The organism is Rhodococcus sp. GB-02 (genome assembly GCF_053470465.1).
This window is the reverse complement of record NZ_JBPUKE010000003.1, coordinates 673,253-692,801: the sequence shown is the minus strand read 5'-3', so window position 1 is coordinate 692,801 and position 19,549 is coordinate 673,253. Positions and strand designations below refer to the sequence as shown.

The window sequence follows — 19,549 nt, the reverse complement described above, 5'->3', positions numbered from 1 at the left end:
CTGAAGGTCCTCAAAGTGCTTCACCAGATCGTCCGGCGATGCACCTGATGTACCCCGAGTTTTCCGGAGTTCGTTTGTTTTACTTCAGGCATTGATGCACCCGAGAGAGGTCCACGATGCCCCGACGCTATCCGCCCGAGTTCCACCGAAAAGTCCTCGATCTGTTGAAGCCAGGACGCACGGTCGCCGACGTCACCTCGGATCTCGCTGTCACCGAACAAACCATCTACAACTGGCGTAACCAGGAGCTCATCGATACCGGACAGAAGCCGGGGCTGAGCTCGATCGAGAGCGCCGAACTCGCCGCCGCCCGTCGTCGTTCGCCGAGTTGGAGACCGAGCTTGCCATCGCCAAACGCTCCACGGAACTGCTGAAGTCGGTGGTGCTCCCAAAAGGCGGTTCGAAGCGATCGAAGTGATGGCCAAAGAAGGACTACCGGTACAGACTTCGTGTCGGATTCTGGAGGTGTCGGAGTCCGGTTTCTACGAGTGGCGAAACCGGCCACCCTCCGAACGCTCACTGCGACATGCCTGGTTGACCCAGCTGATCACCGAGGTTCACACCACCTCGCATGGCACCTACGGTGCGCGGCGCATCCACGCTGAACTCACCCTTGGTCACGACATTGCCGTGGGACACGGCTGCATCGAAATGTTGATGAGAGCTGCTGGTGTGAAAGGACTTCCGGGAAACAAACGTGCGCGTTCCAAGCATCAGACTCCGACCGCGAGCGATCTCGTGGACCTAAGTTCACCCGCGACGAGCCGAATAAGTTGTGGGTCACGGATATCACGGAACATCCCACCCGTGAAGGTAAAATTTACTGCGCTGTTGTCCTGGATACGTTTTCGAGGCGAGTCGTCGGGTGGTCTATCGACAGCTCGCAGACAGCGACATTGGTGACAAACGCTCTAGGAATGGCCATTTCCAATCGAGGCCCAACACCCGGCACACTCATTCACTCGGACCACGGAGTGCAGTTCACGTCCTGGGCATTCACCCGCCGGGCGCACGACTCAGGGCTGGTCCCGTCGATGGGATCGATCGGCGATTGCTATGACAACGCAGTGATCGAATCTTTCTGGGGCAGAATGCAAACTGAACTTTTGAATCGGAAACGATGGAAAACGAGGATCGAATTGGCCAACGCCATGTTCGAGTACCTCGAGATCTTCCACAATCGCCAACGCCGGCACAGTGCACTCGGGATGCTGACCCCGATCGAGTTCGAGAACGTACACTTCACACGTCAACCCGTAGCCTGAAGTCAAATATGACGACTCCACGAAACTCGGGGTACATCAAAGTCTCCGGACTCGCCGGTGCGATTCACCGCACGGTCCCGGACACCGAACTACTCGAGCTTCTCACCACGCTATCGATGATCCACCGCCGACTCGACACCACCGTCAAACTCTGACAGTCCCTTTCCATAGTCGGGCGATGACGTAAATGTTGATCGCAGCGATCACGAGATACGGGATAATGAAGAGCGCCGTCGCGAAAGGCGAGAGCGGCACTGACCAACTGTATGGATCACGCCACGCAGCAGGCGTGATTACTTCCGCAACTGCGCCGTATACAGCGGCAGCAGCCACGAGGACCATGCCCACGCTTCCGATCGACGCAAGCCAGCGACCGAAACGGAACTGCTCAGCCAACGCACCCGCACCGAACAAGGAAACTGTCATCACCGGCACGACCACCACCAGTCCGAAAACACCGACCAGATTCCAAGAGTTGAGCACATCGCCGATCAGTGTCCCGCGATTGTCCTCGATTAGAGCAGCCGGTACCGAGATTACGAGGAGAAGGATCGGCAGCAAAGCCGCACTTGTCACCCATGCGGTGTCATGCCGTCGCCACTCAGTCCTGCTTGAAAACCGCGCGCCCTTTCCGGTATCGACGGACCGCAGTGCATCCGCCCCTCCGCCTCCAGCCATCCCGCCAGAATGCCACACCGTCGTAATTGCATCGCAGGACAAAGACGGCAAACATCCACACCGCGCCAAACTCGGCATCGAAAATCACGCCACATTCAGCTGAAAGTCACAGCGCGATTGACCGACCACGCGAAACCGTCGACCGAAAGTCATCCCGAAACTAGATCGGTCGAAACTGGCGGGTAGACCGTTTTCGGTCGGTTCGATAGCATCGCTCTCAACGCAGAACGATGTCAGTTTCAGAAGACGACTGCATTCTTCAGAAGACGACTGCATTCTTCAGAAGACGACTGCACGCCCAGCGAAGGGCATTATTGTCAAGTTCTGGTGTATCAATTGGCGAGGCAGTCCCAGATCCGATCTTCTGGGGTTGATGCAGATGCGTTGAGACCCAGACCGTTACTGACACACCCGACGGTGAGACACTCGGAATCTGCGCAACAGCTGGCTAGCGACTTGAACACCCGGTTGGGTGTCCTCCTCGATTGGCTTCCACGGCCGGTGGGCCCACGAACGTGAACCACGTGACCCTGTCCAAGAACCCTCCCATCTGGCACAGTGCGAGGCGAAGCCACCCACGCGTGGTCAATTCTTCAGGAGAACTCCCATGAAGACTCTTGTCACAGCTGCAAGTCGCCATGGATCGACCGACGAGATTGCAGAAGCACTCGCCGCCGCCCTACGTGAAGGTGGTGTGGAAGTGGACCTGCTCGAACCCGACGACGTGCACGAGATCACCGATTACGACACCGTCGTCATCGGCAGTGCGATTTACACCGGGCACTGGTTGTCTTCGGCAAAAGAGTTCATCGCGCGTTTCCGAGATGCGCTGTGACTTCGCCAGGTATGGCTGTTTTCCTCCGGACCGGTTGGAAACAACGGACGAACCGTCAACGATCCCCCCGATGTCAGCGCTCAGATGCAGTCGGCAGGTGCCCTCGCGCACCGGATGTTCGCCGGCAAACTCGATCGCAACACGCTGGGGTTCGGGGAACGCATGATGGTTCGTGCTGTTAGAGCGCCCGAGGGAGATTTCCGGGACTGGGAATCCGTCGACAACTGGGCCGAGCTGATTCGATTCGCGCATCAGCCGAGCAGCGCTCAGAAATCAGGAACGCAATCATGAAATTACGAGCCCCTATTGTGGTCGGGGTCGATGGCTCGGCCTGCGCCCTCGATGCCGTCAGATGGTCAGCACGCGAAGCCGCCCTGCGGTCCCGCCCGCTGCATCTCGTCGCCGCGTCGCCTGCTGCGCCCGACACCTTCGGTAATGCCTTTCGGCTGACGGCCGAAAACTTCCCCGACCAGAAATACGCAGGGCTGCAACGACTCTCCAATGCCCGATCCGCAGCCATCAAGGAGCTTGGTGGCAGTCTCGTCTCGGTTACCGAACATTTGGGATACGGGCACGCCGTCGACGTCCTGCTCGAAGAAAGCAGGGACTGCTCGATTCTCGCGGTCGGTTCTCGTGGGCAGGGGCAGTTGACCAGCGGGCTGCTCGGGTCGGTCAGTTCCGCCGTCGCGTTGCACGCTCGTGTGCCGGTCGCGATTATTCGTGGAATATCTAATCCTGGAAAATCGGCAAGTGACGGCCCTGTTGTCGTTGGTGTCGACGGATCCGCGAACAGTGAACCAGCAATTGCAGAAGCATTTGAAAGCGCCTCGCTGCATGGCGTAGGTCTCGTGGCCGTCCACACATGGACCGACCTCGACCTCGCCACCGTCTTCCGATCCGATCCAGACGGAGTCGCTTTGGACTGGGATGCAATCGAATCAGGCGAACACGCCGTATTGTCCGAAAGCTTGGCGGGTTGGAGCGAAAAGTTCATTGATGTAGCAGTGCGCCATGTCGTCGTGCGCGATAGGCCCGTACATGCTCTGATCGCCGAGTCCACATCAGCGCAACTCGTCGTCGTGGGAAGTCGCGGGCGCGGTGGCTTCACATCGATGCTGTTGGGTTCGACCAGCCGGCGACTGATGAACTCAGCGCACTGCCCAATTCTGATCGTCCATTCGTCCAACACGCCCTGACCCTGAGCTGAGAACCCGCTGTGAGCGAAACCTTCGTTGCGCACATGCCGCGACGAAACACAGTGTGGTCTGCACCAGTGCGATGCCCAGCAGGGCTATGGGTAGCCCGCGAGGACGTCATCTTCGGCCGATCGACATCGTCCTGGCATGCTGCGCGGCGCTCACCGGGATCACTCTTCCCGGCGTTGCCTTCCACTCGCTGTTCAACCTCAACTGGCCGCATGAACACGCTCGGGCCGCCCTCGCAGTCACCGGTGGGTGGACGCGATGGTTGCCGAAACCTCACGATTCAGGCAGGACTGACAAAGGGGACACTCACCGCATGATCGGGAACACGAACGTACTTCCGGTGCAGTATGCCGTGCGCACGACAGTCGATCTTAAGACGGATCGGAAAATCGCCGCCGCAATCCAAGTCGCGTTAGTCTCAATTGCGGTAGTCCTGGTCGGATTGGCACTCATCCTCGACTTTCCGTTGTCGAGCGACTTCAGCACGTGGGTGACCATCGTGATGACCGTCGTCGCGTGCTTTTTCTACATGGTCGTTCACGAACTGACCCACGCCGGCTTCCTGTGGTTGTTCTCCCACACGCGACCGGCCGTCATGGTAAGGCTCCCCTATCTGGCCGTCGGTGGCCGGGGCTACCTCAACACGCGAAGCTTTCTCGTCGTCGCTCTCGCACCAGTCGTCGTCTGGGGCCTCATTCTCGTGACACTGTTGCTCACGTTGCCCTCGCAGTTCTTCTTCTCGGTGTACGTCGTCACGATCCTCAACTTCGCGGGCTCGTCGGGCGACTACTTTCAGGCGTATGCAGTAGCCAAGATTCCATCTTCAGCGCTCATCCAGGATGACGGCCGGGTGACGACGGTGTACCTCCCTGCGGAATGAGCAGGTGCGTTTCAGGGAATGTTGAGAGCGCAGGGCAGCGATCCCCGCCCAGTTAGCTTCTCAGATCGCCAAGCAGAGCCACTGTCGAAAACACTTCCACCAGCGGCACCATCGTCCATTTCGCCGAAAAATATTTGCCACCGAAATACGGAAACGATGCCCTACCGATAGATCACCGGCCCTACCGCCCCCGGGATGCCCACGGTTCGTGTGATGTCGCGTGCTACATCAGATTGACCAAGTACACGACGGAACAGGAACCGCTGGAATCAGCAACCCCACACCGACCGACGCTGCGCGGGCACCTGCTTCGCGTAGCGGGAGGAGGTGAAAAACTAGCAGTCCGGCCCCGCCGACGACCGCAGCAGTGAGCAAGACTGCGACGGGGGAGACGAACCAGATCACACACAGCGAGCCGATCGCGGCAACGGTCATCCAACGCCGCCGTAGATTGCCGGACTCGATCCCAGGGCCTACGAGCATCGCTACCGCCCCCCGTTGTGAGTATCTGCACGGGTGATTGTCCGACGGTCCCACATGTTGCCTGTCACTGGACGATCGACCCGGCGGGGCGCTCACGTGTTTGCACGCTGGCCTGTGGGTGGGTGACCCGGATGCCCGAGATGCGGCGACCGTCGAGGGTGCTGACGGTGAGCCGGTGCCCCTCGAAAATGACGGTGTCACCGAGTTGTGGGACACGCTGGAGTCGGTGCAGCATGAATCCTGCCACGGTGTCGTACGGACCTGCCGGAAGCGTGATCGCGGTGACGGACTCGAAATCGTCCACGAGAAGCAAACCATCGATTCGTTGACGCTTCGGGATCGGGGATACCGGGGACGCTGCAGGTTCGTCGTACTCGTCGCCGATTTCGCCGACGATCTCCTCGACGATGTCTTCGAGGGTGACGATCCCCGCGGTACCCCCGTACTCGTCGACGACGATCGCGATCTGTAGATTCTCGCGGCGCATGTCGGTCAGGGCAGCCAATGCAGGTTTGCATCCCGGAAGGTGCAGAACAGGACGCGACACATCGGAGACAGTGGCGACTGCGCGTTCGTCGGCGAGGAGGAGGTCGCGAAGATGCACGAACCCGACGATGTCGTCATAGGAGGTGTTCGCGACCGGATACCGGCTGTGCCCCCACTGCAATGCCCGTTCCCTTGCCAGCGGCAACGCGGTATCGGAGGAAAGGAAATCGACATCGGTGCGCGGTCGCATCACTTCTACCAGAGATCGGTGTCCTGCATCGAAAACCTCGGACAGGATACGGCGCTCGTCCTCGGCGATTGCGTTGTGACCGATGAGCAGATCGCGCAACTCTTCGTGAGTGATGGCTTCCCCCTTGGTCTTCGGGTCACCGCCCACCAGTCGTACCAACAGGTCCGTTGAGAGGGACAGGAACCAGATCGCGGGCCGCATCACTGTTGCGAACCGGTCCAACGCCGGTGCGGTCAGCAACGAGACTCCGGTGGAGCGTTGCAGCGCAATACGTTTGGGGGCCAGTTCTCCCAAGATCAATGACAGATACGAGATCACCAGTGTGGTGCCGACCAAAGCCGTGATCGAGGCCGCGGCAGGCGGAAGCCCCCACGATTGGAGAGCGGGAGAAACGGCCGGAGCGATAGTGGAGGCGCCATACGCGGCGGAGAGAAAACCGGCGACCGTCACCCCGATCTGGACGGCGGAGAGGAAACGGTTCGGATTACGGGCGAGCGCTGCAGTCCGAGCGCCACGCCCTCCTCGCTGCTCCAACCGCCGAATCTGCCCTTCGCGCAACGACACCAGGGCAATCTCGGTGGCGGCGAACCCTCCGCCGATCAGAACGAAAGCCAGCACCAGCACTATGTTGACGACGATCTCGTTCATCGCAGCCGCCTACATTTAGGCGGCCAGGGTTTGTCGCTGGTGTCCATGGCCCTTCCTCCTCGAAGGAGCTGACGGAAATTGAATAGGGATCAATCAGTCTAGCAAAATCAGACGAAACGGACATGGACAACTTGGGTCCTCGTCGCATTCGTTTCCACGTCACCTGCGAGTCTTCACCACTACGCAGAAGGCCTGCGGTCGTTACTGACGTGGCCTGAGTGAGTCGTATCCTGAGGAGCTTCTCCTGTGGACGTGCTGGAGGAGCGGGCTCATCATTGGTAGATGACAAACGACGAGGAAGATCGCCTGATTGCGCAGACGCGTGCACGTCTGACCGCGAAGTACCCCGCGGTGTCGGCGGATGTCGTAGCCGAGGCTGTCGCGTCTGCCCATGCTCATTTCGTCGGGCACCGGATACGAGATTTCGTTCCTCTGCTCGTTGAACGTATGGCGAACGAGAGTCTTTCTGCCTTGGTCGCGTCATAACGAGCGTGCAGGCCGCTTGCAGGGCCTTCGAACCGCGCCGGCGCGAGTGTTTCTGGTTTTGCTGAATGCGGAGCTCGACGATCTCGCTGATCGTATCGAGTTAGCAGTGGGCCTCGGCCGGAATTCCTGCGTGAACGGCCATCTGACGAAATTCCCGCGTGAACGGCCATCTGACGACGACGGCGATAGCTCGTACTGATCGGATCGCCCTCCGTCTTCGGCTCAGCTTCCGGTGCCGTCCCTGCGGCACCTCCCACGTTAGCGCTCATTCAGTGTCCGGCGCCGGAACGCTGAGCTGGAGACGGTCTCGTCCTAGCGGGCGCGGCCGAGGTTCCGGTCGGAGTTGGGCCCGCACAGCATGAGTGTGGCCTCCTCGATGCGGTTGAAGCGGCCGTCTGGTGCGAGTTCTCCGAAGGCGTAGACCTCCATTCGTACGGTGGTGCCGTCGGTTTTGGTGATGTCGACGGTGTGGCGGTCGGCATAACGGTTGTGATCGTGATGTTCGTCGTGGATCTCGATGGACCCGGAGGCCACAATTTCCCGGAGGTGGGCGATGTGTTCGACGAATTGTTCTCGGTTGCTCCACTCGCCGTCGGTGCGCTGTTGGTAAGTCGGGCTGAAATGGCGGTCGACCGCATCGTGTAGGTCGAGTTCGGGGGTGAATATCAGGTCGGTGAGGGCGGCATGCATGCCGGTGCGGTTCATGAGGTCCTCCGGTGGAGTGATTGCCACATAAAGCGTGCAATATGCACGCACCTGTGTCACCGTAGCAGCCTATCCGTGCGTGATGCACGCTATCCTCCATTTATGGACGACGAAGGTGGACGTGAGGTCGCCGACGCTTTGGGGTTGCTTCTGCGGCGCACCACCCGCAGCCGGATCTACACGGCGTTGACCGCAGATCTGGGTGAAGCAGTGGACGAAACGACCTACCCGGTCTTGAGTGGGCTCGCACGGACCGGACCTCGTAGCGCCGCGGACCTCGCACCGGATGTCGGAGTGGATCGCTCCGTCGTGACGCGTCGCGCATCCCGCTTGGAAAAGGCCGGTCTCATACGTCGTGAACAGGACACCGCCGACCAGCGAGCTACCCTCCTGGTGCTCACTTCGCGCGGCGAAGCGGTTGTGGACGAACTTCGGAGGCGCCTGGCCGCACGTATTAGCGAAAGTCTGAGCGGCTGGCCACCGGAAGAAGCCCGAATCTTCGCGCGGTACTTCCACCGGTTCGCGACCGGGGACCTGTTCACGTAGCCTTCCAGGGCTGCAGCGTCCGATGCACCATGACGGCCACGGTTCGGGTGAACCACGAAGCGCGATCGACCCCGCGAGCTCGGTCCCGTCAATTTTCCCGTTTCCGCTCGGGTGGCTTTCGAAGTCCGGTGTAGGTGGTGAGGTCTCAGGGGGGTTCCGAGTCCATCGCGCCCTGGCGTGAGCACCCGCCACGCGGAGTCTTCTTCGATTGTTGTTCGTTCGGAAAGTGCTGCGAAACAAGGAAATTGAATGTTGTGATCGATGGACGTGTGTTGTGGATCGGGTTCTATTCTGGTTCGGCCGGATCCTGCTCGGTTGGTGTGGCGTCGTGACTTTTGGTGTGGTTTTCGTCGTTTCGTGTGAGGCGAGTAAGGATTTCGTCGGCTTTCTCGGCGGCCAAGGAGAAGGGTTCTAGGACGAGGTCGGCTCCGGCTCGGCTGAGGAGTTCGGCGTCGTGTGGTGTATGCGCGGTCATCAGTACATGGCCCTGATATTCGTAGTGGTGGAGTCCGTGGAGGAGGGCGGTGTTGACGTCGGCGAGGGCGATGGTGCTGATGACGAATTTGGCTTGTGGCAGGGGCAGCGTCTGAAGGAAATGGAGGTCCTCGGCGCTGCCGAAGACCACGGTGACTCTGTCGCGTTCGTTCGCAGCGAGTCGTTGGGGGTCGAAATCGACTGCGAGTACGCGGTGGCCGGTGCTGCTGAGTTGATCGGCGATGTGGCGACCGAATCTCCCGAGGCCGAAGAGGACGATGTCGACCTCGGGATTTGTCTGTGTCGGCTCTTCACGTCGGTTCCCTGCCCGATCGAATACTCGTAGCCAACGTTCGCACCGTTGGTAGAGCGCACGGGAGTAGAGAATCAGGTAGGTCGATCCGCCGATGGTCACCAGGCCTGTCACCGTGATGACGCTGACTGTGGTCGCGGTGATGTGTCCCAGACTCAAGCCCAATGCCGCGAGGATCAGGGAGAATTCCGATATCTGGGCAAGAGGAAGTCCGGTGGCGAATCCGACACGAATCGGATAGCGCTTGGCGCTCATGATCACCATGACGATGAGCGGTTTACCAACGAGAACGAACAGGGACAACATCACTACTTGCGGTATGTGACCCGCTGCTTCCGCGACGTCCAATCCTGCGCCGAGATCGAGGAAGAAGAACAGCAGCAGAAAGTCACGCAAACTCACCATGCGGGCTCCGAGCGCGTCTCGGTAGGGCGTTGCAGCGAGCGAGACACCGGCAAGGAATGCGCCGACTTCGGAGCTGAATCCGAGAGCCTCGGTCACGGTCGCGACCGAGACTGCGTAAGCGATCCCGAAGAGCACCAACAGTTCTTGCGACCGCGCTACCTGTCTCAGTAGCCAGGGCAAGGCGAACTTCATCAGAATCGCGATTGCCGCAAGCAATCCCAGTCCCTTCAACGCCGTCCCGGCGACGGCTGCTGCCACGGTGCTGTCGGTGGTGCGACCGAACGCGTTGACGGCAATCATCACCAGGATGACGACGAGATCCTGAACGATCAGCAGCCCTACAGCGATGCGTCCGTGAAGTTGCTCGATTTCCCGGGTATCGGAGAGCAGTTTGACGATGATGATGGTCGAGGAAAAGGCCAGAGCCAATCCGACATACAGAGCGGCGACGGCGTCCATCCCGAATCCGATACACAGGAGATAACCGATCGCCGCGGTGAACACGACTTGTCCGAGACCGGTGACCACAGCGATAGAACCGGTCATGCGAATCAAGTGCATGTCGAGTCGAAGCCCGACAAGGAAGAGCAGGACAGCGATGCCCATGCGGGCGAGGAGTTCGATGGTGCTGTCTGCGACTACCCAGCCCGTTCCTACCGGGCCCACCAAGACCCCCACCCCGATGAAGGCGACGATCATGGGCTGCCGAAGCCGGGTGGCGAGCAATCCCGCGAGGGCAGTGATAGAGAGGATCGTCGCGATCAGTGCGAAACTGTGCATCTTTTCCGTCCCTGCTGCTCGTCACACCTACGACAGGTACCCGTGGCCGGCATTTCGAAAAGCGGGGACCAGGCACAGAGGCCGCCGGCTGGGAGAAATCACGCTGAATCAGGTGTCACTGTCGGGCAGATACGTTCACTACGTGTGGACCAAACCGAACCGTGTTCCGCAAGCCGTCCCCAGAGTGAATATGCGGGAGACATGGAACCTTCAGGACGGTACGCGTCGAACGTAGAGCAACTTGTCGCCTTGCTGCACGGTGTCGATGTCAGGACCACCCACCCGGTGAAGGTGCCCACCGCGCACTACCCCGAGCACGATGTCGGACAAGTGACGTGGGGAGACGCCGATTTCGGAGGGATGGACCTCGCGTTCGGTGATTGCCAACCCGGTCTCCGGGGTGAGGAGATCTTCGATCATCTCCACCACAGTCGGGGCTGTGGTGGACACACCGAGGAGTCGGCCCGCGGTCTCGGAGGAGACGACGACCGAGTTCGCGCCGGATTGGCGCAGCAGTTGGGTATTCTCCGATTCACGTACGGCGGCGACAATCCTGGCACCAGGGGCAATTTCCCGAGCGGTGAGCGTCACCAATACGGCGGTGTCGTCGCGGTTGGTGGCAACGACGATCGACGAGGCGCGATCGGCGCCGGCGAGTCGTAGTACATCGGATTTCGTTGCCGAACCGTGCACTGTCACCAATCCCTGCCCGATGGCTCGCTCGAGGACGACGGGGTCGGTGTCGACGACCACGATGTCGGAGGGGCGAACTCCGTCACCGAGTATCGCGGTTACCGCTGTGCGTCCTTTGGTGCCGTATCCGGCGACAATGGTGTGGTTTCGGGTGCTGCGCCTCCAGCGCTGAATCTTGAACGCCTGGCGCGAAGACTCCGTCAGTGCGGAGAGAGTAGTACCGACCAGGACGATGAGGAAGAACACCCGCAGCGGTGTGATGACGAGGACGTTGATCAGTCGTGCCTGATCGGTGATTGGTGCGATGTCGCCGTAGCCGGTCGTCGACAGGGACACGGTGGCGTAATAGATGCAGTCGAGGAGCGACAGGTCGTCACCCTGGGTGTCGGAGTATCCGTCACGGTCGAGATAGACCACCACGACAACGAGCGCCAGCGCGGTAAGTGCATATCCGATTCGGCGGAGGATGGCAGTGCCGGGACTGTTCTGTATTCCTGGCACGCGAAGCACACCGACCAGCGCGAAGTCGGGGCGGTCGGTGAGTGTCTCTGATCGGTTCAAACGTGACCGAAACCTATTCCGAGAGACGCTTCCCACCTCGTTTCCATTCGGTTCTGTGCGCGTAGCTTACTGGTCGAGGGCAGCGGGGTCGTGCATGTTCATGTCTCGGTCGGTTGATCGGGGTCGAGGAGTCGATCTGCCTGCGCTGTCGTGAGGGTGCGATGTGAGCCGGCCCGATCCTGTTCCGGTGTACCGTGCCGAAGTGTTCCTTCGACAGCTCGAGCCGCGTACCGGGCGGACAACCCAACAAGTCGTCAACTTCGTTTTGTGGCCGATCGCCGTGATGACAGTGCTCAATCGTGTCATCGTGACCGCAGTCAACGGCGCCATCACCGATGACTTCCGACCGGTCTACAACGCCGCGCTGGCGTTCTGGAACGGGCGCGACGTCTACACCGCAGATTTCAACTCGGTAGACCCCCATTACCTGTACCCACCATCGGGTTCGTTGTTGATGGCGCCCCTCGCGATCCTCGATCCCGAGCGCTCGCGGTGGCTGTTCATCGGTGTCAATGCCGTCGCCGTCCTCGTGGCTCTCTACCTGCTGTTGCGCCTGTTCGACCTGACGATCAGTTCCATTGCGGCGCCGATTCTCGTGCTCGGTGCTTTCATGTCGGAGACGGTCACCAACACGTTGGTGTTCACCAACATCAATGGTCTCGTGCTGCTCGGCGAAATTGCCTTCCTCCTGCTGCTGATGCGCAAGAAGGATCTGTGGGCCGGCGCCGCGATCGGGCTCACCATCGCAGTGAAACCCACTCTCGCGCCGCTGCTCCTACTGCCACTCGCTCGCGGCCAGTGGAAGGTGTTCGTCACCGCCCTGGGCATCCCGTTCATTCTCACCGTCGTGGCGTGGCCACTCGCGTCGGATCCGATGGACTTCGTCCGCCGCACCGTGCCGTACCTACTCGAATCGCGTGACTACTTCAACAGTTCGATTGTCGGAAACGGCGCTTACTTCGGCCTGCCCGAGTGGCTGATCCTGCTGCTTCGCGTCGTGTTCGCCGCCATGGTCGCAGTCTCTCTGTGGCTGCTGTACCGCTACTACCGCAACGACGAACTCTTCTTCCTCACCACCGCAACCGGTGTGATCATGACCGCATCGTTCCTGCTGCCCTCGCTCGGCCAGATGTACTACTCGATGATGCTGCTCCCGCTCCTGATGTCCGTGGTGCTCAAGAACTCGGTCATGCGGAACTGGCCCGCCTGGCTCGCCGTCTACGGCTTCATGACTTTCGACAGCTGGTGGTCGAACCGCTGGCCGACCTTCGGCCGGGCCGCCGAATACACCAAGAGCACCCTCGGCTGGAGCCTTCTGCTGATCGTGATCTTCTGTGTCCTCGGATACCGGTATCTGGTCGCACGTCGAGAAGGCCGCTTGGACCGCGGAATCGACCCCGGACACCTGGTGCTGGGCAACCTACCGACGCACACGGTAGATCCTGGCGCTGGCAGGCGAGTCCTTCCTCGACTTTGAGGCCTGACCAGCGTTGCCGCTCGGCGAGCGGCAACGTCGAGGAGCATGTGTCGGAGGATGCAGTTTCTGGGCACGCAGGTTCAATGGTTCCCTGTCTCGTCGTCATGATTTTTTCCGGCGGAGGATCTACCTCCGGCCGGTCGAGGCTTGTTTAGAGCATCATCGTTGCGGATATGCGATGTGCGCGACGGGCGTATTTCGGGGCACGGGGGTCACCGCGCACCGGTTTGCCTCCGGCTGTTACTCGCCGGGGGCAGACCGTCGGGCGGGGAGTTCGTGCTTTCGTAAGATCTGCGAGAGGCAGAGCGGATCTTCAACCGGGGCCAGGTGCCCGGTCTTCGGGAGAAGCATCACCGAGGCGGTGTGATCCTTCACAGCGCGGTACACGGCTTGGCGGCGAGAGACGGGGTCGTCAGCGCCGGCCGCGACGGTCATCGGGGCATGCCGGGTCCAGATGGTGAATCTGTCCTTGCTCAGCAGTGGTCGCGATGGGGTCGGGTGGCAGTAGGCGCCGACGTTGCAGAACCAGGTCACCAGCTCGGGGGAGGGAATGAACTGTGGTCCGGTGACGTGTTCGAGGTAGTGCTGCGCTGCGTCGATGTCGGTGCTTCTGCGCCATAGGAACCGTCGCAGGGCGCCCCAGGAACAGCGGGAGCGACAGAGTCGCTCCGGGTTGACCAGAACCGTGCCGGCGACACGAGGGTGGGGTGTGGAGGAAAGGACGATGGCGCCGCCCAAGGCATGGCCTATCAGCACGATGGATTTCTCGCCGAGCGCGTCGGTGACCTCGTCGAGCCAGCGGCCGTAGTGATCGAGGTCAGCGGAGGCGGGCCGGCGGGCGGCGCTCATCCCTGGTTCGCCGGGTATGTCGACGACGAATACTCTTCGGGTGCAGGCGATCTCAGCGAGTGCGGGTTCGAGCAGTGCGGCGCTCAGTCCGGCGCCGGGGATGATCACAGCTGCCGGTAGCGGTGATGCCGAGCCGACTGCGAGCACGAGGGTGTCGCTCAATGACGTACGCAGTCGCTGCAGTGTCCAGGACAGTGTCCAGGTCTGCAGGATCTTGCGCGCGGAGGTGTGCAGTTGCAGTTCGTCGCCGGGGCAGCGGAACCCGGATTCGAGGGGCACGTCAGGCGAAACGATCGGGGTATGAGGCGTGGGGTGGTTCATGGCTCTCCTGGTTGAACGGGACAGCATCGAGCTGCCGCCGACCAGACTTCCCGGCACACCGTGCGCCACAGTAACCGACGATCATCAAAAGTCAGGCATCCGATACCTACGGACACGCCGCCGTGCGGTGATGCGTCAGTTCAAATTCGGGCCGCGAGTGGTTCGTCGTATGAGATTGCCTCCTGATCCGAGTGGGCGGGTGCGCATTCAGCGTCCGCCTGCTTGGAGGTATGCGTCGATGGCTTGTTGCAGTCGGTCGAGGGCGTCGCCGTAGGTGCCGAAGCCGCTTTGTTGTGCGGTGCGCAGGTCGGCGAGGGCGCGGTTGAGTTCGGTCACTGCGGTGGTGAGATCGGATCCGGGATCGGCTGGTATGGATGGTGTCTGCTGCGGGGGTGGCGCGGTGGAAGGGGGTGGAGCGGCGGCGTCTCCGCCGGGGGCTGTGGCGATTGTTCCGGTGCCGGGCCCGAAGATTTGGTCGAGAGCTTCTGCGAGGGTGGGGGCGTAGCCGACTCTGACGCCGCCTGTTCCGGGTTCTCGGTAGCTGACGAGGACACGGGAGAGTTGGGGGAAGGTCGAGCCGTCGGCTTGGGTGCTCAATCGTTCGGTGAACAGGGGTTCGACGTACAGGAAGCCGCCGCCGGCGATCGGCAATGTCAGGAGGTTGCCGTAGTGGATGCGGTTCGAGCGTTCGAGCAGGGTTCGTTCGGAAGCGACTCGGGTGTCGGAGATCATCGAGTTCTGTGTTTGTTGTGGTCCTTGGGTTTGGGTGTCGGTTGGCAGTCGTAAGATCTGGAACTTCCCGAAGTCTTCGGGGTCCGAGCGGACGGAGATGTAGGCGGAGAGGAATTCTCGGTTGAATCCGACCATCGCGCTGGTGAGCCGGAAGGACGGTTGTGCGGTCTCCTGATCACCGACGAGTACGTAGTACGGGGGCTGATCGTCGATCGTTTCCGACGTCGGGTCACTCGGGACCGACCAGAAGGCGTTGTTGGTGAAGAATTCCCGGGGATCGTTGACGTGGTATTTGGCCAGGCGGTCGCGTTGGATGCGGAACAGGTCCTCCGGGTACCGGAAGTGGGCACGCAGATCGGGTGAGATGTCGCTTTCGGGTTTGACGGTACCGGGGAAGACGTTCATCCACGCGTCGAGGACGGGGTCGTCGCCGAGCTGGTAGAGAGTGACGGTGCCGTCGTAGGCGTCGACGGTGGCTTTGACGGAGTTGCGGACGTACGAGATTTCCGGGGCCGGCCGCGGTGTCCCCGAGACGGTGAGGGTGGGTTCGCTGAGCGCCCCGGGCTGGGAGTACGGGTAGTTCGCCAGGGTGGTGTACGCATCGACTATCCAGGTGATGCGGCCGTCGACGACAGCGGGATATGGGTTGTCGTCAGTGGTCAGCCACGGAGCGACGGCTTCGACTCTCGACGCCGGATCCCGGTTGAAGAGAATTTTGGACTCTGCGCCGATGGCGCCCGAGAACAAGATGTTCCGTTCGGTGTATCTCGCGGCGAACGCCAACCGGTTGATCCAGTTGCCGATGGGTATACCGCCGCTGCCGGTGTAGGTGTATTGCGAAGTGTCCGTGTCGTACTCGCGCGGTTCACTCTCGCCGGAGGCGCCGACGATGGCGTAGTCCGGGTCGGCTTGTGCGATCACCTCCCCGTAGTAGATACGGGGTTGCTCGACGGGAATGAGTTGCGTACCGGCTGATTGGGTAGCGATGTCGCTGACCGTGTAGATCGGGTATCCACTGTCGCTGGTGGAACTTTGACCGGCGACATCTCGTACTGCGGCGTTGACGCGATTGGCCGGCGCGGCCACGAATCCGTTGCCGTGGGTGTAGACGGTGTGACGATTGATCCATTGGGTTTGGTTGCCGCTGAGGCTGTTCGGGGACAACTCCCGCGCTGCGACGATGTAGTCGGAGATTTCGCCGTCGAGGCTGTATCGGTCGATGTCGAGGGTAGGGGTGAAGCCGTAGAAGTTTTTCAGTTGTTGTTGCTGGGTGAACGTGCGCGAGAGGATCGTCGGATCGAGTAGTCGGGCATTGGCGGTGGTGGTGATGTCGGCGGGCACCTCCCGCGGTGAGCGGGTGCCGACACCGGGGTAGTCGAGGTACTCGATCCGATCCTCGCTCAGTCCGTACGCTTCGCGTGTGGCGGCGATGTTGCGTTCGATGTAGACACGTTCTCGGTCAGCGGCGTTCGGGCGCACCGAAAACTGCTCGACGAGCGCCGGCCAGATACCTCCTACGAGGATGGACGAGAGAACAAGCAAGGCAGCGGCCATCGCGGGTATCCGTAGGTCGCGCACGACGACAGCGGCGAAGAACGCCCCAGCGCAGATCACCGCGATCGCGACCATGATCAACCGGGCCGGCAAAACGGCATTGATGTCGGTGAATCCGGCGCCGGTAAATGTCGGTTCCTTGCGGCCGCTCCACAGCAATGAGTACCGGTCGAACCAGTACGCGACTATCTTGAGCGTGACGAAAATGCCCAGAAGGATTGCGAGTTGGATTCGTGCAGGACGAGTGATCAACGGCAACTTGTCCTTACGCTGCACGCGGATGCCCCCGAACAAATACTGCGCGCAGAGGTTCGCGATCAGTGCGAGAAACACGATAACGAAGAGCCAGTTCAACACCATCCGGTAAAACGGCAGGTCGAAAACGTAAAACGCGATGTCGTGCCCGAACTCGGCGTCGGAGGTGCCGAAAGATCCACCGTGGAGGAACAGTTGCACTATTGCCCAATTCGATTGGGCATAGAGCCCGAACGGCACCGCAACCAGCAAGGCGATACCGATTGCCAGCCTTCGAGCTCTGCGCACCACAAGAGCGCGATACGGCTCGAGCGGGTCCGTGTCGGGGGAGATGAACATTGGCCGCATGCGGTACGCGCACGCGAGGGCGACGAACATGATCGTGGCGACGGCTCCGGTGACCACGACGAACAAGATTAACCGTGTCGACGCAATCGTGGTCCACACATTGCGATATCCGACTTCGCCGAACCACAACCAGTCGGTGTAGACGAGGACGAATCGCGGCACTGTCAGAAGTGCCAGTACGAACGCAACCAAGACGCCGATCAGTACCCGGCTTCGTCGTGACGTCGGCAGGAGGTGCTCGGACGAATCCATGGCCGCCTCCCTCCCGGCACCCGCCGAGAGAGATTCTTAGAACCGTGCCTCGAATCGCTGCCGGTCACGTGCTGTCTGCCCATCCTACGGAATCCAGGGCGCCTGCACAGTTCTTCGTGATCCACCCTTCCTGTCCGAGATGGTCTGTTCGTCAACACGGAAGACACATCTACCCGTGGTGGGAGGTCACCGAACTCACCAATGTCGCGATTGCCGCCGGAGCCTCGCGTAAACCAAGATGGCCGCACCCGGTGATCGTCTGCACATCCGAACCGAGAAGTGAGTACACCGGACCTCGGAGCTGATCGGGTGAGACCAGTCGGTCGTGCGATCCGGTCGCCACGATCACCGGTGTGCCGTAGTCCCTCCACCTGTGAACCAATGCCGGTGGCAACGGCTTGTCATATCGAATCCCGTTGCAGTGCTCCCCGAGCAGCTGAAACCAGACGATCAGTGCTGCATCGGGCACGAACCTCGGAGAGATCAGATGGGAGAGGAATCGTTCGCTGTTTTTCGTCGAGGGGTCGGTCAGCCACTTCCATCGAAGGATCCGAAAACCTGCCGATTGGTGAACTGCAACGAATCCCCATGGATTGACCAGTACCAACCCGGCCACCTGCGGGGAAGGGGCCGACGACAGGACCACCGCAGCACCGAGGGAATGTCCCACGAGCACAACCGGATCGATGGTCAGTTGCGGAATCACCTCGTCGAGCCAACGCCCGTACCCTTTCATGTGCCCACGCTGCGGCGGTCCTGTCGAAGAACTCAGACCAGGCTGCCCGGGAAGATCAACGAGAAACACACGCCGGCGCCTCGTCAAGGCACCTGCGGAAGCAAGTGAGGTGGCCGCATTCAACCCTGTCCCGGACAGGATCACCACAGGGGGTAGGTCGGTGCTTACACCGGCCGAGACCACGGTGGACGATCCCAACGAGGTATCGAAGCGGATCAAGCAGTGCGGCTCACTCCATTGCTGCAGATGTTCACGACACCACCGCCGGACCGGTACACCTGCATCGGAACTCCGGTAGATCCCTTCAGCGAATATAGGTTGTGGGCTCATTGGCCACTCCTGTCCGGTCCCGGCCGATTCGACGGCGTGAAGCACCCGAGAAAGCTGCGTCTCTTGGATCCCAAGAAAATGTCCCCGCCACCTGAGTCGCGCCACCACTGAGAGGAAAAGGAGGTGTTGGATCCCTGTGCTCGTCGTTGCGCACATCTCGCACTTCTCAAAACGATCGTAGAAAATCATCGCGCGGTAGGGCAATGATGATCGCCGCGCCGAGTTCCTGCTGAGAGCGCCGCGAGATCGGATTGCCGCCCGAAAACGAGTGATCACACGGTGCTCGGCGGTCGAACGGCTGGCCTTCAGCACTCTCGTCCGAAAGCCTCGCCCACGCCGACTGGGTTGGTGGCAACGCAGGGCTTGTGCTTGCCTGGGGCAGCGGGATCTAAAGCAGGTCGACCGCAGAGACAAGTGCCAACGGCACCGCCGGAATCAACAAACCCAGACCAATGGACGCGGAAACCCCACCCAGCATCCGTGATCGGGCGAAGTGAAAAGACAGGAGTCCGAGCGCCCCGAGGAGCGTTGCCACGACTATTGTCGCCACAGCTGAAATCAGAACACTCGACCCGGCGCCTGCCGCCGCGGCGATTCCCACCCACCGCCATCGCAGGTCCTTCGCATCGATACTTCGGCCGGGCAACATCAGGACTCCCAACTCTTCGGTGTGGAATGAAGAAAGCACTGGAGTACTTGCTGAAGCGTGAGAGGTGTCCCGAAGAAATCCTTGACGATCGGGGGAACGGCCGCGGGTGGTGCACAGGCCCTGTCGACTCGCGGCCGACAGCTACCCTGGCCGGCTCCTTTGCCCTGTACCGCTCGATATGTGGATGCGTTGGCATTGTTGCCGTATTCTACGGACTTTTCTGCCAGAAGGTACGGCCCTCGCCGACTCGTCGTCCGTTCGAGAAACCTCGGCAGTGGTATCGACCGTCAAGTATGGACGCCGGGCTTGGCCGCCCGCCATACGCGATCTCAAGCGGCGGTGAGGGAAACTGC

Annotated in this window: 17 protein-coding genes and 1 pseudogene; 8 read left to right on the top strand and 10 right to left on the bottom strand. The window is 60.9% G+C overall.

Annotated elements, in window-relative coordinates:
• Positions 1 to 116: 116 nt before the first annotated feature.
• Positions 117 to 1,265, top strand: a pseudogene (locus ACSW29_RS23605) (IS3 family transposase).
• Positions 1,266 to 1,273: 8 nt separating this feature from the next.
• Positions 1,274 to 1,420, top strand: a complete 147-nt coding sequence (locus ACSW29_RS23600; RefSeq protein WP_347875410.1) for a hypothetical protein — start codon at positions 1,274 to 1,276, stop codon at positions 1,418 to 1,420.
• Here the strand turns inward: ACSW29_RS23600 and ACSW29_RS23595 are convergent.
• Positions 1,410 to 1,841: a hypothetical protein gene (locus ACSW29_RS23595; protein ID WP_448278436.1), complete on the bottom strand. Its 432-nt coding sequence runs from the start codon at positions 1,839 to 1,841 to the stop codon at positions 1,410 to 1,412. The genes ACSW29_RS23600 and ACSW29_RS23595 overlap by 11 nt on opposite strands.
• A 709-nt stretch (positions 1,842 to 2,550) precedes the next feature.
• Between ACSW29_RS23595 and ACSW29_RS23590 the strand changes: the two genes are divergently transcribed.
• From ACSW29_RS23590 to ACSW29_RS23580, 3 genes are all read left to right on the top strand, one after another.
• Positions 2,551 to 2,778 (top strand): flavodoxin domain-containing protein, encoded by a 228-nt coding sequence (locus ACSW29_RS23590; RefSeq protein ID WP_347875395.1) that lies wholly within the window; start codon positions 2,551 to 2,553, stop codon positions 2,776 to 2,778.
• A gap of 287 nt (positions 2,779 to 3,065) precedes the next feature.
• Positions 3,066 to 3,974 carry a universal stress protein gene (locus ACSW29_RS23585; RefSeq protein ID WP_448278435.1) on the top strand — a complete coding sequence of 303 codons (909 nt, stop codon included), beginning with the start codon at positions 3,066 to 3,068 and terminating at the stop codon, positions 3,972 to 3,974.
• 97 nt (positions 3,975 to 4,071) lie between these two features.
• Entirely contained in the window at positions 4,072 to 4,863 is a 792-nt protein-coding gene (locus ACSW29_RS23580; RefSeq protein WP_448278434.1) for a metalloprotease family protein, read from the top strand.
• 228 nt (positions 4,864 to 5,091) lie between these two features.
• Here ACSW29_RS23580 and ACSW29_RS23575 read toward each other — a convergent pair whose 3' ends face one another.
• Both ACSW29_RS23575 and ACSW29_RS23570 read right to left on the bottom strand, forming a co-directional pair.
• Positions 5,092 to 5,298: a hypothetical protein gene (locus tag ACSW29_RS23575; RefSeq protein ID WP_448278433.1), complete on the bottom strand. Its 207-nt coding sequence runs from the start codon at positions 5,296 to 5,298 to the stop codon at positions 5,092 to 5,094.
• A 112-nt stretch (positions 5,299 to 5,410) separates the two neighbouring features.
• Entirely contained in the window at positions 5,411 to 6,730 is a 1,320-nt protein-coding gene (locus tag ACSW29_RS23570; RefSeq protein WP_448278432.1) for a hemolysin family protein, read from the bottom strand.
• A gap of 282 nt (positions 6,731 to 7,012) precedes the next feature.
• On the opposite strand from ACSW29_RS23570, the gene ACSW29_RS23565 reads away from it, so the two are divergent.
• Positions 7,013 to 7,216: a three-helix bundle dimerization domain-containing protein gene (locus ACSW29_RS23565; RefSeq protein WP_218680991.1), complete on the top strand. Its 204-nt coding sequence runs from the start codon at positions 7,013 to 7,015 to the stop codon at positions 7,214 to 7,216.
• A gap of 312 nt (positions 7,217 to 7,528) precedes the next feature.
• Here ACSW29_RS23565 and ACSW29_RS23560 read toward each other — a convergent pair whose 3' ends face one another.
• The gene (locus tag ACSW29_RS23560) at positions 7,529 to 7,921 is read right to left on the bottom strand and encodes a nuclear transport factor 2 family protein (protein WP_448278431.1); all 393 of its coding nucleotides are present in this window, start codon (positions 7,919 to 7,921) and stop codon (positions 7,529 to 7,531) included.
• A gap of 102 nt (positions 7,922 to 8,023) precedes the next feature.
• Here ACSW29_RS23560 and ACSW29_RS23555 point away from each other — a divergent pair, with 102 nt between their 5' ends.
• The gene (locus tag ACSW29_RS23555; RefSeq protein WP_448278430.1) at positions 8,024 to 8,467 is read left to right on the top strand and encodes a MarR family winged helix-turn-helix transcriptional regulator; all 444 of its coding nucleotides are present in this window, start codon (positions 8,024 to 8,026) and stop codon (positions 8,465 to 8,467) included.
• A gap of 286 nt (positions 8,468 to 8,753) precedes the next feature.
• Here the strand turns inward: ACSW29_RS23555 and ACSW29_RS23550 are convergent, their stop codons facing one another.
• Together ACSW29_RS23550 and ACSW29_RS23545 are read right to left on the bottom strand one after the other, a co-directional pair.
• Positions 8,754 to 10,439, bottom strand: coding sequence for a cation:proton antiporter (locus tag ACSW29_RS23550; protein WP_448278429.1), 1,686 nt, complete (start codon positions 10,437 to 10,439; stop codon positions 8,754 to 8,756).
• Positions 10,440 to 10,649: 210 nt separating this feature from the next.
• Positions 10,650 to 11,693, bottom strand: a complete 1,044-nt coding sequence (locus ACSW29_RS23545; protein ID WP_448278428.1) for a potassium channel family protein — start codon at positions 11,691 to 11,693, stop codon at positions 10,650 to 10,652.
• 187 nt (positions 11,694 to 11,880) lie between these two features.
• Between ACSW29_RS23545 and ACSW29_RS23540 the strand changes: the two genes are divergently transcribed.
• Positions 11,881 to 13,170, top strand: a complete 1,290-nt coding sequence (locus tag ACSW29_RS23540; RefSeq protein ID WP_448278427.1) for a glycosyltransferase family 87 protein — start codon at positions 11,881 to 11,883, stop codon at positions 13,168 to 13,170.
• Positions 13,171 to 13,410: 240 nt separating this feature from the next.
• Here ACSW29_RS23540 and ACSW29_RS23535 read toward each other — a convergent pair whose 3' ends face one another.
• The 4 genes from ACSW29_RS23535 to ACSW29_RS23520 form a co-directional block, all read right to left on the bottom strand.
• On the bottom strand, positions 13,411 to 14,340 hold the full coding sequence (locus ACSW29_RS23535) for an alpha/beta fold hydrolase (protein WP_448278426.1): 930 nt from the start codon (positions 14,338 to 14,340) through the stop codon (positions 13,411 to 13,413).
• Positions 14,341 to 14,547: 207 nt separating this feature from the next.
• Positions 14,548 to 17,481 carry a UPF0182 family protein gene (locus ACSW29_RS23530; protein ID WP_448278425.1) on the bottom strand — a complete coding sequence of 978 codons (2,934 nt, stop codon included), beginning with the start codon at positions 17,479 to 17,481 and terminating at the stop codon, positions 14,548 to 14,550.
• Between the two features lie 169 nt (positions 17,482 to 17,650).
• A complete protein-coding gene (locus ACSW29_RS23525; RefSeq protein WP_448278424.1) occupies positions 17,651 to 18,547 on the bottom strand; it encodes an alpha/beta fold hydrolase in 897 nt (298 codons plus the stop codon).
• A gap of 388 nt (positions 18,548 to 18,935) precedes the next feature.
• Positions 18,936 to 19,235 carry a hypothetical protein gene (locus ACSW29_RS23520; protein ID WP_448278423.1) on the bottom strand — a complete coding sequence of 100 codons (300 nt, stop codon included), beginning with the start codon at positions 19,233 to 19,235 and terminating at the stop codon, positions 18,936 to 18,938.
• Between the last annotated feature and the right edge of the window lie 314 nt (positions 19,236 to 19,549).